The organism is Desulfuromonas versatilis (genome assembly GCF_019704135.1).
In the GTDB taxonomy this organism is placed as follows: Bacteria; Desulfobacterota; Desulfuromonadia; order Desulfuromonadales; family NIT-T3; genus Desulfuromonas_A; species Desulfuromonas_A versatilis.
Map to the genome: position 1 here is coordinate 3,197,402 of NZ_AP024355.1, position 12,421 is coordinate 3,209,822.

A 12,421-nucleotide genomic window follows, 5' to 3' on the forward strand; every position below is an offset into this window, starting at 1 on the left:
TCACACCACCTTTTCCACGAAGGTCACCCGGTTGATCTCCTTGAGGGTCGAAATCCCCATCAGCACCTTTTCCACCGCGGACTCCCGAAGAAACATGGTACCGGCCTCCCGGGCGGCACGCTTGAGCTGGACCACCGAAGCCTTGCTGACGATCAGTTCGCGGATGTCGTCGTTGAGGTCGAGCAGTTCGACAATGGCGCTGCGGCCGTGGTAGCCCATGCCGTTGCACTCGTCGCAGCCGGCCCCCTCGTAAAAGGTGTGGTCCCGGTACTGCTCGTAGTCGAGGCCCGACTCCTCGAGCTCTTCGCGCCCGTACTTGATCGGCCGCTTGCAGTGGGAGCAGATCTTGCGCACCAGGCGCTGGGCGGCGACACAGTTGAGGCAGGAAACGAAATTGTAGGGATCGATCCCCATATGCAGAAACCGCCCCAGCACGTCGAATACGTTGTTGGCGTGCACCGTGGTGAACACCAGGTGGCCGGTCAGCGCCGACTGCACGGCGATCTGGGCGGTTTCAGGGTCGCGGATCTCGCCGACCATGATCTTGTCGGGGTCGTGGCGCAGAATAGAGCGCAGGCCGCGGGCAAAGGTCAAGCCCTTTTTCTCGTTGACCGGGATCTGCACCACCCCCTTGAGCTGGTACTCGACGGGATCCTCGATGGTGATGATCTTCTCCTCCTCGTTGTGGATCTCCGAGAGGGCGCCATAGAGGGTGGTGGTTTTGCCGCTGCCGGTGGGGCCGGTGACCAGCACCATCCCGTAGGGTTCGCGGATCATGCGCCGAAAGCGGCTGAGCTCGCGCTGGGTGAAGCCGAGCGCCTCGAGGGTCAGCCCCTTGAGGTCCGAGGCGATGGTTTCCTTGTCGAGGATACGGATGACGGCATCCTCGCCGAAGATGCTCGGCATGATGGAAACGCGAAAGTCGATGGACTTGCCACCGACGCGAACCTTGAAGCGCCCGTCCTGGGGGATGCGCCGCTCGGAGATGTCCAACTCGCTCATGACCTTGATGCGCGAGATGATCGGGCTCTGGAAGCGGCTGTCGAGGGGTTCGGTGGCGCGGTAGAGCACCCCGTCGATGCGGTATTTGATGATCACCCCATCGAGGGCCGACTCGATGTGGATGTCGCTGGCACGCTTGATCAGGGCGTCGTACAGGGTCGAGTCGATCAGGCGGATGATGGGGCTGGTGTCGGCGGTGAGCTTTTCGATGGAGAGGACTTCCTCGCCCTTGTCGGTCTCCTTGACCAGCTGCAGCTTGAAATCCTCGGAGACCTCCTCCAGCACCCGCTTGGATCCTTCACCCCGCTCGAGGATGCGGGTAATCTTGTTCTCCACGGCAACGCGCAGAATCAGCGGGGTATCCAGCAGCAGCTCGATGCTTTCGCGGGTGGCGACGTCGGTGGGATCACCGATGGCGATCTCGAGCCCCTCGCTGGTTCGGCTGATCGGCAAAAACCGATAGCGCAACGGCATCCCTGTAGGAAGGGAGTTGATCAGCTGCTGATCGGGAACGAAGCCGTCCAGTTCGAGGTATTCGAGCTGAAACTGGGCGGCCAGCGCCTGGGCGAGCAACTCCCTGGAAAAGAAGCCCTCCTCGACTCCGGTGAGGCCGAAGGTCCTGCCGTTGGCCTTCATCCTTTCGAGGATCAACTTGACCTCGGCCGGGGTGATGGCTCCGATTTCGACCAGGATTTCGCCGATTTTCTTGCGTTCGAATTGCATCTATGGGTTCCTAGCGGACCGTGCCGGCCAGCTGAAAGATCGGCACATACATGGCAACGACAATCCCGCCGATGAGCAGGCCCATCATCATCATCATCATCGGCTCGATCAGGGTGGTCAGCCGATCCAGGCGCCGGGCCACCTCGTCCTCGTAGTACTCGGCGACATCCCCGAGCATCTCGGCGAGCGAGCCGCCCGTCTCGCCGACCCCGATCATCCGCAGGGCAATGCTGGGGAAAAACCCGGTCTGCTCGAGCGCCTGGGAGATCGCAGTCCCCTCCTCAACCCTTTGAATGGCCCGGGTCAGGCGGGATTCGAGCAACCGGTTGTTCAGGGTCCCCCGGGACATCTGCATGGCCTGGACCGCGGGGATGCCGCTGGAGAGGGTGGTCCCGAAGGTGCGGCAAAAGCTCGACAGCGCGTAATCGATCAGCAGCTTGCCGAAAAAGGGGGCCTTGAGCTTGAGCCGGTCGAACAGCATCCCGCCCCGCTCCGAACGCAGAAAAATACGAACCCCCACCAGGCCGGCCACCAGCAGGGGCAGGGTCAGCGGCAGGCTTCCGGTCAGTCCCTCAGCCACCGCGATCAGCATGCGGGTCATCAGCGGCAGCTGTACATTGGCATCGGTGTAGATCTGGGTGAAACTCGGCACCACGTAGAGCAGCATGAACAGCAGTACGCCGATCACCGCAATCGTCAACAGTGCGGGATAAAAAGCTGCGCCGCGCACCTTGGCCTTGAGCGCCTCGACCCGTTTCTGGTAAAGGATGTAGCGCCCCAGGGTGACCGGCAGGTCTCCGGTTCGCTCCCCGGCCTTGATCGAGGCCACGTACAGATGCGGGAAGGTTTTGGGATACTTGCCGAAAGTCTCCGAAAGGGCGCTTCCGCCCTTGACGTCCTGGCGGATCTCCCGCAGCACCTCGAGGAGGGTTCCCGGCTCGATCCGCTCGATAATGGTGTCGAGCACCTGCAGAATCGGCAGCCCCGAGCGCAGCAGAACCAGCAGCTCCTGGTTGAAGGAGAGAAAGCGGCGGCCAGCCAGCGTCCCGCGCCCCAGGTCCGTCCCCCGCAGAAACTGAAAGGGGAGCTTTTTTACCTGAAAAACATGGAACCCCTGCTGCTCCAGGCTTTCCCGGAGCAGGTCCTGATTGACGGCGTCGAACTCCTTCTCGACCACCCGGCCGTCAGCGGTTCCGATTTTGCAGCGAAATGAGGGCATGGCCCATATAAATACCATACCGGCTATTAAAATTGAATGAAAAATCCAACGCAGAAGGGCCGGAGGAAGATTCCCCCGGCCCTGAAAGTCTAACAGAAATTTGACGATTAATAGCTTTTCGGGTTGTGCTCGACCCCGTGGCAGGTAAGCAGACAGGAGCCGTGGCGGGAGGCGACCCCCTGGGCCTTGAATTCGAGTTTGTCGGCCGAATTGGCCTTGACCACCTCCTCGTTGAAGCGGATCAGGTACTGGTAGCGGGAACTGCCGTGAGCGTCATGACAGGTAAAGCAGGAGGTCCCCTCCAGATTGGCGGCACTCCGCCCCTCGATGTGCAGAGCGTGGTAGGGGAAGCTCTCGTTGCCGAGGATACTGCTGCGGTCGTGGCACTTGTAGCAGAGCCCGTAGGCGTACTCGCTCTCGGGGCGCCCGTCAGTCATCTCGTAATTGACGTTCAGCAACCCCCGATACCTGGAGCCATGGGGCCCGCGGGGGCCGTCGGGGTCGTCGCTGCCGTGGCAGTCGCTGCAGCTGATCATCGATACATCGCCCGGCTTCTCCGCCTCGGCGACGTAGGGCGACTTGAGGCTGATCACGTACTTGTTGCGCCCCTCCGCCTCCACCGGATGGAAGGAAGGGTTGGTCGCCTTGAACTCGGCATGCTTGTTGGTGGAAGAGGCCGGCAGGTTGGCGCTGCTCGAGTGGCAGCGGTAGCAAAGCTCGTATTCTTTGTCGATGTCGGCGATGAAGTTGCCGACCCGCTTGCCGGAGATGCCGCGGAAGGGCTTGCCGATATCAAGCACGTGGGGCTGGTGGCAATCGACGCATTCGGCATGGCGGGCCGCGTTGACCTGCTCTTCGGGGAGCGTCTCGCGCTGGCGGTGGACGCCGCTGGTGGTCAGCACCGGGTGGGCGTAGGCCTTGCGCAGATCGGTGTGGATATTGGCCAACTCGAGGCGGCTGGCGTTTTTGAGCATGCCCCGCCGCTCCATCTCTTGGCGCCTCGCCGTATCGCCGTGGCAGTCGAGACAGACATTCTCTTCGCCGCTGATTTTCATGGCCATGCCGCGGTGGCAGGCCCGGCAGCTGCCGGGGAGCAGCTCTTTGTCGCCATGGGCACCCTGGAGCACCCCGCCGGAGGGTCTGCTGATCGCCGGGGATGAGGGGCAGATCGCCACGATCATGGCCCCGGAAACGGCTAAAATCGCTATCAGCTGCAAAATCTTCCTAATCATTTTTCCCCTTGTCTCCCTGGCCATGGATCCCCCACCTACATGTTGTGGGAGTTGCCGAAGATCACCCCGCCCGCATGACAGTTGTCGCAGACATTCAGGTAGGGATCAGCTGCGGAAGGATTGCGCCAGAAAGGCAGGCCCGAGGCGTTTTCCGCGCGGTTGTCGTTATGGGGATCATGGCAGGTGGTGCACTGCATCCGGTCCTGTGCATCGAGCGGGGTGTTGATGCCCGCGACGATGTCGTACCCATAGGACTTCCCGGTGGCCGCGACGGTATGATAGTTGTTGATATCGGCTCTCACCGCCGCGTCGTACCTGAAGGAGACGGGATGGGAGAGGGCCAGATCGACAATTTTCTTGTCGACCAGCGGGTCGGCACCCGGCAGGTCGGCCAGGGTACTGATCGGGTTATCGTCGATATCGACCATATCGATCGCCCCGCCGACCAGCACGTTGCCGACGGCCGTCACCCCGTCGTGGCAGGAAAGGCACATCCGCGAGGCCCCGTTGGGGTAGTTGGCGCCATAGCCCGAACTGGCGCTGGCCGTAGGATCATCGATAATGGCGATATTGGCGGTCCCATTTCCATACAGCGGATAGGCCCCGGCGTTCTCGCCGCGGTTCCAGAGGGCGGACTGGGCGGAGGCCCCGTGCGGGGTGTGGCAGAAGATGCAGACCTGGGTCTCGGTATCGGCATGCACCGGGTTCGTGGCGTTGTCCGCGGACATGTCGTGCAGGTTCCCGTTGGCGGTACTGACGCCAGAGGCGTTGACATTGCGCAGGGGCTTGGCAAACACCGGGCCGACCAGCAACAGGTAGATTGCCAGGGCGCCGGAGACCTTTTTTAGAAAAACCATCGTCATCCCTCTTCAACAGGTTTTCGACTACTGCCCTATCCCTTCGATGCAAATAGAGGGCCAAGCCGTGGCCGAATTCCGCGGATCAGCGCTCGGCGAGATATTGGAAAATCTGTACCCGGCGGTTCAGCGAATCGACCACGTACAGGTGGTCCTGTCGGTCGATAAACATTCCGGCCGGCAGGTTGAAGAACCCGGGAGCATCTCCATTGCCTCCCACAAAAAGCAGAAGCTGCCCCTCGCGACTGAATATCTGCAGGTTGTCGAAGGCGGCGTCGGAAACGTAGAGATGCCCCTCCGAGTCAACCGCCACCCCCCGCGGCCGGGCCAGGGCGCCGGGAACATCGCCGGAGCCGCCGATCCCGCCGACCAGGGTGCCGTCGGGATTTTGCACTTCGACCTTGAAATTCATCGTGTCCAGCACGAATACACTGCCATCCCGGCCCAGCGCCACGCCTGTGGGCCGATTGAACCGTCCGGTGGCGGCGAGCAGGCTCCCCAGCGCCCCCTGGTGTTCTCCCCGGCCATTGAAGACATGCACGACCCCCTTCAAGACATCGGCCACGTAGACACTTCCGGAAGCGTCCACCGCCAGGCCGGCGGGCCGCCCGAATCCCCCGGGCGGCTCGAAAGCCCCCCGCAACTCCCCGTCCAGATCCAGGGCGAAGACCTTGTTCAAGCCGGGATCCGAAACATAGAGGGTCCCCTGCTGCGGATCGAACCCGATTCCAGCGGGAGAAACAAACGGCTGGTCGCCGGCCTGGCCCCAGTATTCGACGCGGCGGCGACCCAGGTCGAAAGAATTAATCAGCCCGGTTCCCGGATCAGTGACCCAGACCCGGCCGTTGCCGTCGGCCGCCACCGCAAAGGGCGAAACCAGGGGCATCCCCTGCTTTTTTTCACCGGTCACCCAGCGAAATAACCGACTGCCTTTCGAATCGCCCTCAAAATCGCCGACCCCAGTCAGGCTGCGCAGGTAGCGGAGCCGAGCGGTTTCCGGCGGAGAGGGCCAGACCTGGTCGACGGCAGGATCCCTCCAGTCCAGCTCCGGCAAAGGGCCCGTTGCGCAGCCGACGAGGGCAAGTGCCGACATCACCAGCAGAGCCAGGCGGAAAAGCCGGCAAAGCGGCGCGAGCGCTCTCACGGGTTGAATTTCTCCACGGCATACTGCTTTTCAAGCCCGGCCAGCCACGCCTCGTAGAGCTCCTTGCGCTTGCCCGACTCAAGAGTCTGGCGGATTTTCCCCGCCACTTCCTCGAAGCCCAACTGCCGGGACTCGTTGACCTCGACCAGCTTGATAATGTGAAAACCATACATGGTCTTCACCGGGTCGGAGATTTCTCCGGCCTTCAGTTTCTTCAGGGCCGCCTCGAATTCGGCAACGGTCTGCCCCTCGTGGAAGTAGCCAAGATCCCCTCCAACGTACTTGCTGCGATCGTCGGAGTTGTAATAAGCCAGGTTGTAAAAATCCTCCCCCGCCTTGGCCTTGGCGGCAAGTTCCTCGGCCCGTTTCTTGAGCGCGGCGCGCTCCTCGGCGTTGGAGGAGGGGTTGACCTTAACCAGGATGTGGCTGGCCTTGAACTGCCGCGGCCGTACATAGCCCTCCTGGTGCTTGCGGTAAAACGCGGCCACCTCCTCATCGCTCACCTTGACCTTGTCGTCAATGGCGAGCTTTTCCGCCTTGGCGGCCAGCAGTTGTCTGTAAAGGACGGCCCTGAAGTCCTGCAGGCTCACCTTGCCAAGGGCCTGCTGCAACCCCTGTTCGGAGCCGTATTTGTCAATTATCGGCTGCAATGCCTCCTGGACGGCCGCGTTATCCACGGCGATTTCCTCACGGATGGCATATTGAACCTTGTAGGCCTGCTCGATCAGTTCGTCGAGTGCCTTCTGCTTGATTTCCGCCAGCTTCTCCTCCGACAGGCGGCCATGAAAACCGACCTGCATGGGGAGCACTTTCTGGACCTGCTGCTGCAGCTCAAACCTGGTGACCGGCACACCGCCGACTTTGGCGACCAGCCCCTCCGCGCTCTCCTGGGCCAAAGCCACGGAAACGACGGAAAGCAGAACCAGGGCGGTCAAAAGCAGGCGACACTTGGGCAAAGACATGGGAGACTCCTGGCAAATGTGAGATTGATCGGTAGAAACGGGCGGGCAACAGCCTTAATACTAGGAAAAGGCTCTTCCGGAAGTCAAGCGGCCAATGGTCCCTGAACGACAAAAGGCGTCTCCGCTCTGGAGACGCCTTTTGTCGATTTAATGGCGGGGCTGACGGGACTCGAACCCGCGACCTCCGGCGTGACAGGCCGGCGTTGTAACCGACTCTACTACAGCCCCATTGGACAATCTCTGCAGCAGGCACAAGGCCCGCTTGTATCTGGTGGGCGAAACAGGGATCGAACCTGTGACCCTCGGCTTGTAAGGCCGATGCTCTCCCAGCTGAGCTATTCGCCCTTGCAACCTAATATGGCGGGGCTGACGGGACTCGAACCCGCGACCTCCGGCGTGACAGGCCGGCGTTGTAACCGACTCTACTACAGCCCCGCATCAGGAAAGAAAATAGGAAGCAGAAGGAAGCCCTGGTGGCTAGAGGAGAAAAGACAGGCTCTTCCGGTTCCTATTTTCCAACTTCTATTTTGATCTATTGCAAACTGCCAGTAACTACGTGGAGGACTTAGTTGACGGAGTCCTTGAGGGCCTTGCCAGCCTTGAACTTGGGGCTTTTGGCCGCAGCGATCTGGATTTTGGCGCCAGTCTGGGGATTCTGACCGGTGCGGGCGGCGCGCTCACCAACACTGAAGGTACCGAAACCGACAAGAGCAACCTTCTCACCAGCTTTCAGAGCGTCGGTAACGGAGTCGGTAAATGCTTTGAGAGCCTTCTCGGCATCGGCCTTGCTCAGTCCCGCCTTCTCCGCCATTGCATTCACAAGATCCGCTTTTGTCACAACATACCTCCACTTATTAGGAATTATTATAGCCCTGCTGAAACCGCGATATATATATCAGAGTTTAAAAAAGAGTGTCAAGAGATTATTTCCAGGTTTTTCACTAATGGCGCACCGAATCCTCCGCCTCTTTCACCAGGTCCTCTCCGGCAGGCAGCGGTTGGGCGGAAACCTCACCCAAAAGGGCCTCGCGCAGCACCTCGTCGACATGGGCGACAGGGATGACCTGCAGCGACTTGAGGATCTGCGCCGGCACCTCTTCGAGGTTTTTTTCATTGTCCTTGGGGATGAGCACCTTCTGGATTCCAGCGCGCTTGGCCGCCAGCAGCTTTTCCTTCAGGCCGCCGATGGCCAGCACCCGGCCGCGCAGGGTAATCTCTCCGGTCATGGCCAGGTTGCGATCGACCGGCCGGCCGGTCAGGGCCGAGGCCAGGGCGGTCGCCATGGTGATACCCGCCGAGGGGCCGTCCTTGGGAATCGCCCCCTCGGGAACATGGATGTGAATATCCAGGCGGGGGTAAAAATCCTTCTCCAGCCCCAGTTCGCTCCAGCGGGAGCGCACATAGCTCAAAGCGGCCTGAGCCGACTCGCGCATGACCTCGCCGAGTTTGCCGGTGATGGTAAGCTTGCCACCCCCAGGCAGGATGGTGGTCTCGATGTTGAGCAGTTCGCCGCCGACCTCGGTCCAGGCAAGCCCCGTGGCCAGGCCGACCCGGTTCTCCTCCTCCATGGTGCCGTAGGAGTAGCGCGGCACCCCGAGGTGTTTGCGAACCTGGGCCACGCCAATGCTGTAGCTCTTGTTCTTGTCCTTGGCCTTGACCACCTCGCGGGCCAACTTGCGGCAGATGTTCGCGATCTCCCTCTCCAGGTTACGAACGCCAGCCTCGCGGGTATAGCGGCGGATAATTTCGTAGAACCCCGCCTCGGAGAAGTTGACCAACTCCGCAGTCAGACCGTGGGCCTCCAGCTGCTTGGGCAGCAGATATCGCTTTGAGATGTGGAGCTTTTCCTCCTCGGTATAGCCCTCGATGCGGATGATCTCCATGCGATCCTGCAGGGGCCGGGGAATCGAGAAGAGGGTGTTCGCCGTGGCGATGAACATGACGCTGGAGAGATCGTACTCCACGTCGAGAAAGTGATCGCCAAAGGTGCCATTCTGCTCCGGATCGAGGACTTCGAGCAGGGCCGAGGAGGGGTCCCCGCGAAAGTCGGTGCTCATCTTGTCGATCTCGTCCAGCAGGAACACCGGGTTTTTCACGCCGACCTTGCGGATGCCCTGCACGATCTTGCCCGGCATGGCGCCGATGTAGGTGCGCCGATGGCCGCGGATTTCCGCCTCGTCCCGGACTCCGCCGAGGGACATGCGGACGAACTTCCTCCCCAGCGACCGCGCGACCGAGCGCCCGAGGGAGGTCTTGCCGACCCCCGGCGGACCGACCAGGCAGAGGATGGGTCCCTTGATCTTTTTCACCAGGGCCTGCACCGCGAGGTATTCGAGGATACGCTCCTTGACCTTTTCCAGGCCGTAATGGTCCGCCTCGAGAATCGCCTCGGCGCGATCGAGGTCCACCCGGTCGCGGGTCCCCTTTTTCCAGGGGAGCGAGACCAGCCAGTCCACGTAGTTGCGCACCACCGTGGCTTCCGCGGACATGGGGGACATCATCTTGAGCTTGCGCAGTTCGGCGCGGGCCTTTTCGGCGGCCTCCTTGGACATTCCGCGTTTTTCGATCTTTTCTTCGAGATCGCGGATTTCCTGCTTGAACTCGTCTTTTTCGCCGAGCTCCTTCTGGATGGCGCGCATCTGCTCGTTGAGATAGTACTCCTTCTGGCTGCGCTCCATCTGGCTCTTGACCCGGCTGCGGATCTTCTTCTCGATCTGCAGGATCTCCACCTCGCGCTCCATCAGCGCGAGCAGGCTCTCCAGGCGCTCCCGGGGGGCTAGTTGGCAGAGGATATCCTGCTTCTCGGAGATACGGACACTCAGGTGGGCGATAACCGTGTCGGCGAGCCTCCCGGGATCGGTCATGGCCGATACCGAGGAGACCATTTCGGGGGGAACTTTCTTACCGAGGCTGGCGTAGTTCTCGAAGGTGTCGACAACCGTGCGGATCAGGGCCTCGATTTCCGGCGAAGCCACCGCGATATCCTCCAGCTCCTCCGCCTCGACGAAAAAGGCCTCGTCCTGCTCGGAAAACGCCCTGATCCGGCCGCGGGTCTTGCCCTCAATGAGAACCTTGACCGTTCCATCGGGGAGCTTGAGCATCTGGATGACCTGCCCGACCGTGCCGACCTCGTAGATATCCTCGGCAAGCGGCTCGTCGACCTTGGCATCCTTCTGGGTCGCCAGAAAGACCAGCTTGTCCTTCTCCATCGCCCCCTCGAGGGCATTGATGGAGCGTGGCCGCCCCACGAAGAGAGGGGTCACCATGTGCGGGAAGATAACGATATCCCGGAGTGGAAGCAGCGGATAAAGCCGGACGCCAGAGACTGCGGCGCTGGGGTTGTCTTGTTCCTTGTCTGAAGTCATAAGATATCAATGTACCGAAAAGTTGGGGCCGATCACGCGATCCGGAAGGATCAAGCGGATTCGGCGCACTCATACAGGACAATCGGGCGGGCCCTGTTGAGAATCACGTCTTCGTTGATGACCACTTCCTTGACCCGGTCCTGGGACGGAATATCGTACATCACATCAAGCATGGCGTTTTCCAGGATCGAGCGCAGACCTCGCGCGCCGGTCTTGCGCTTAAGAGCCTCGCGGGCCACCGCCACCAGGGCGCCATCGGTAAACTTGAGGTTGACCTTCTCCATCTCGAAAAGCTTCTGGTACTGCTTGATCAGCGCGTTTTTGGGCTCTTTGAGGATCTGGATGAGAGATTCCTCGTCCAGTTCGTTCAGGGTAGCCACCACCGGCAGTCGGCCGATGAACTCGGGGATCAACCCATACTTGAGCAGGTCGACGGGTTCGACCTGGGAGAGGGTTTCACCGAGCCGCTTCTCTTCCTTGTGCTTGATTTCGGCGCCGAAGCCCATGGTCTTGGCGCCGGTACGCTGGCTGATGATGTTCTCCAGCCCGGCGAAGGCGCCGCCGCAGATGAACAGGATATTGGTGGTGTCGACCTTGAGGAACTCCTGTTGCGGATGCTTGCGCCCACCCTTGGGCGGCACGCTGGCCATGGTCCCTTCGATGATCTTCAGCAGCGCCTGCTGCACCCCTTCGCCCGAGACGTCCCGGGTGATGGAGGGAGAATCGGACTTGCGGGCGATCTTGTCCACCTCGTCGATGTAGATGATCCCCTTCTGCGCCTTCTCCAGGTCGTAATCCGCCGCCTGCAGCAGGTTGAGGATGATGTTCTCGACATCCTCGCCCACATAGCCCGCCTCGGTGAGGTTGGTGGCGTCGGCGATGGCAAAAGGCACGTTGAGCACCTTGGCCAGGGTCTGCGCAAGCAGGGTCTTGCCGCTGCCGGTGGGGCCGAGCAGCAGGATGTTGCTCTTCTGCACTTCGATTTCACCGGACTTCCCGGCCACCTCAACCCGCTTGTAATGATTGTAGACGGCGACGGCGAGAATTTTCTTGGCACGCTCCTGGCCGATGACGAAGTCATCGAGGGTATCCTTGATTTCCGAGGGGCGAGGCAACCGCGAGGTGCCCTCGGCGGTCGAACCTTCCAGCTTGGCCTCCTCGGCAATGATATCCTTGCACAGCTCGATGCACTCGTCGCAGATGTAGACTGCGGGACCGGCAATGAGCTTTTTCACCTCATCCTGGGCCTTGCCACAGAACGAGCAGGTAAGCTGCCCGGATTGGCTGTCGTTCTGACTCACTAAGATTGCCTCCGCACTAGAAAATCACTGCTTTCTCTCGACGATATCGTCGATAATACCATATTTCTTCGCCGCCTCGCTACCCATGAAAAAGTCGCGTTCGGTATCCGAGGCGATCCGCTCGAGGCTCTGCCCGCTGTGCTTGGCCAGAATCCCGTTGAGCTCCTCGCGCATGCGCAGAATCTCCTCCGCGTGGATCTTGATGTCCGTCGCCTGCCCCTGGAATCCGCCCAGGGGCTGGTGGATCATGATTCTGGCATTGGGCAGGGCGAAGCGCTTGCCCTTGGTCCCCGCGGCAAGCAGGACCGCCCCCATGCTGGCGGCCTGTCCCACGCAGATGGTGGAGACCGGGGCCTTGAGGTACTGCATGGTGTCGTAGATGGCCATCCCGGCGGTGACCACCCCGCCGGGGGAATTGATATAGAGGAAAATATCCTTGTCCGGATCCTCGGATTCTAGAAACAGCAACTGGGCAATGATCAGGTTGGCCATATGATCCTCGATCTGCCCGCCGAGGAAGATGATCCGGTCCTTGAGCAGCCGGGAGTAGATATCATATGCCCGCTCTCCACGCCCGGTCTGCTCAACAACCATGGGAATCAGATTCATAAGTTAC

The 12,421-nt window shown here is 60.9% G+C and carries 10 protein-coding genes and 3 tRNA genes; all 13 read right to left on the bottom strand.

Annotation, left to right across the window (positions count from 1 at the left end; all coding sequences use genetic code 11):
- The 13 genes from DESUT3_RS14385 to clpP all read right to left on the bottom strand — a co-directional run bounded on the left by DESUT3_RS14385 (position 1) and on the right by clpP (position 12,414).
- The gene (locus DESUT3_RS14385) at positions 1-1,725 is read right to left on the bottom strand and encodes a GspE/PulE family protein (RefSeq protein WP_221249173.1); all 1,725 of its coding nucleotides are present in this window, start codon (positions 1,723-1,725) and stop codon (positions 1-3) included.
- A 10-nt stretch (positions 1,726-1,735) separates the two neighbouring features.
- Positions 1,736-2,944 carry a type II secretion system F family protein gene (locus tag DESUT3_RS14390; protein ID WP_221249174.1) on the bottom strand — a complete coding sequence of 403 codons (1,209 nt, stop codon included), beginning with the start codon at positions 2,942-2,944 and terminating at the stop codon, positions 1,736-1,738.
- Between the two features lie 107 nt (positions 2,945-3,051).
- Complete coding sequence (locus DESUT3_RS14395) at positions 3,052-4,176, bottom strand: multiheme c-type cytochrome (RefSeq protein WP_221249175.1); 1,125 nt, start codon at positions 4,174-4,176, stop codon at positions 3,052-3,054.
- Positions 4,177-4,211: 35 nt separating this feature from the next.
- A complete protein-coding gene (locus tag DESUT3_RS14400) occupies positions 4,212-5,033 on the bottom strand; it encodes a cytochrome C (RefSeq protein WP_221249176.1) in 822 nt (273 codons plus the stop codon).
- Positions 5,034-5,118: 85 nt separating this feature from the next.
- Positions 5,119-6,177, bottom strand: coding sequence for an SMP-30/gluconolactonase/LRE family protein (locus DESUT3_RS14405; RefSeq protein ID WP_221249177.1), 1,059 nt, complete (start codon positions 6,175-6,177; stop codon positions 5,119-5,121).
- Positions 6,174-7,139, bottom strand: a complete 966-nt coding sequence (locus tag DESUT3_RS14410) for a peptidylprolyl isomerase (protein ID WP_221249178.1) — start codon at positions 7,137-7,139, stop codon at positions 6,174-6,176. The genes DESUT3_RS14405 and DESUT3_RS14410 overlap by 4 nt, the downstream gene beginning before the upstream one ends.
- A gap of 151 nt (positions 7,140-7,290) precedes the next feature.
- A tRNA-Asp gene (locus DESUT3_RS14415) sits at positions 7,291-7,367 on the bottom strand.
- Positions 7,368-7,408: 41 nt separating this feature from the next.
- Positions 7,409-7,484, bottom strand: a tRNA-Val gene (locus DESUT3_RS14420).
- A 13-nt stretch (positions 7,485-7,497) separates the two neighbouring features.
- Positions 7,498-7,574 (bottom strand) — tRNA-Asp (locus DESUT3_RS14425).
- Positions 7,575-7,704: 130 nt separating this feature from the next.
- Positions 7,705-7,977 (bottom strand): HU family DNA-binding protein, encoded by a 273-nt coding sequence (locus tag DESUT3_RS14430; RefSeq protein WP_221249179.1) that lies wholly within the window; start codon positions 7,975-7,977, stop codon positions 7,705-7,707.
- A 103-nt stretch (positions 7,978-8,080) separates the two neighbouring features.
- Positions 8,081-10,504 carry an endopeptidase La gene (gene lon / locus DESUT3_RS14435; RefSeq protein WP_221249180.1) on the bottom strand — a complete coding sequence of 808 codons (2,424 nt, stop codon included), beginning with the start codon at positions 10,502-10,504 and terminating at the stop codon, positions 8,081-8,083.
- Positions 10,505-10,554: 50 nt separating this feature from the next.
- A complete protein-coding gene (clpX, locus tag DESUT3_RS14440; RefSeq protein WP_221249181.1) occupies positions 10,555-11,805 on the bottom strand; it encodes an ATP-dependent Clp protease ATP-binding subunit ClpX in 1,251 nt (416 codons plus the stop codon).
- 24 nt (positions 11,806-11,829) lie between these two features.
- On the bottom strand, positions 11,830-12,414 hold the full coding sequence (clpP, locus tag DESUT3_RS14445) for an ATP-dependent Clp endopeptidase proteolytic subunit ClpP (protein ID WP_221249182.1): 585 nt from the start codon (positions 12,412-12,414) through the stop codon (positions 11,830-11,832).
- Positions 12,415-12,421 lie beyond the last annotated feature (7 nt).

Excerpts from the sequence above, each read along its gene's own strand:
- DESUT3_RS14385 (WP_221249173.1), bottom strand. The coding sequence starts at position 1,725 with ATGCAATTCGAACGCAAGAAAATCGGCGAAATCCTGGTCGAAATCGGA.
- DESUT3_RS14390 (WP_221249174.1), bottom strand. The coding sequence starts at position 2,944 with ATGCCCTCATTTCGCTGCAAAATCGGAACCGCTGACGGCCGGGTGGTC.
- DESUT3_RS14395 (WP_221249175.1), bottom strand. The coding sequence starts at position 4,176 with ATGATTAGGAAGATTTTGCAGCTGATAGCGATTTTAGCCGTTTCCGGG.
- DESUT3_RS14400 (WP_221249176.1), bottom strand. The coding sequence starts at position 5,033 with ATGGTTTTTCTAAAAAAGGTCTCCGGCGCCCTGGCAATCTACCTGTTG.
- DESUT3_RS14410 (WP_221249178.1), bottom strand. The coding sequence starts at position 7,139 with ATGTCTTTGCCCAAGTGTCGCCTGCTTTTGACCGCCCTGGTTCTGCTT.
- lon (WP_221249180.1), bottom strand. The coding sequence starts at position 10,504 with ATGACTTCAGACAAGGAACAAGACAACCCCAGCGCCGCAGTCTCTGGC.
- clpP (WP_221249182.1), bottom strand. The coding sequence starts at position 12,414 with ATGAATCTGATTCCCATGGTTGTTGAGCAGACCGGGCGTGGAGAGCGG.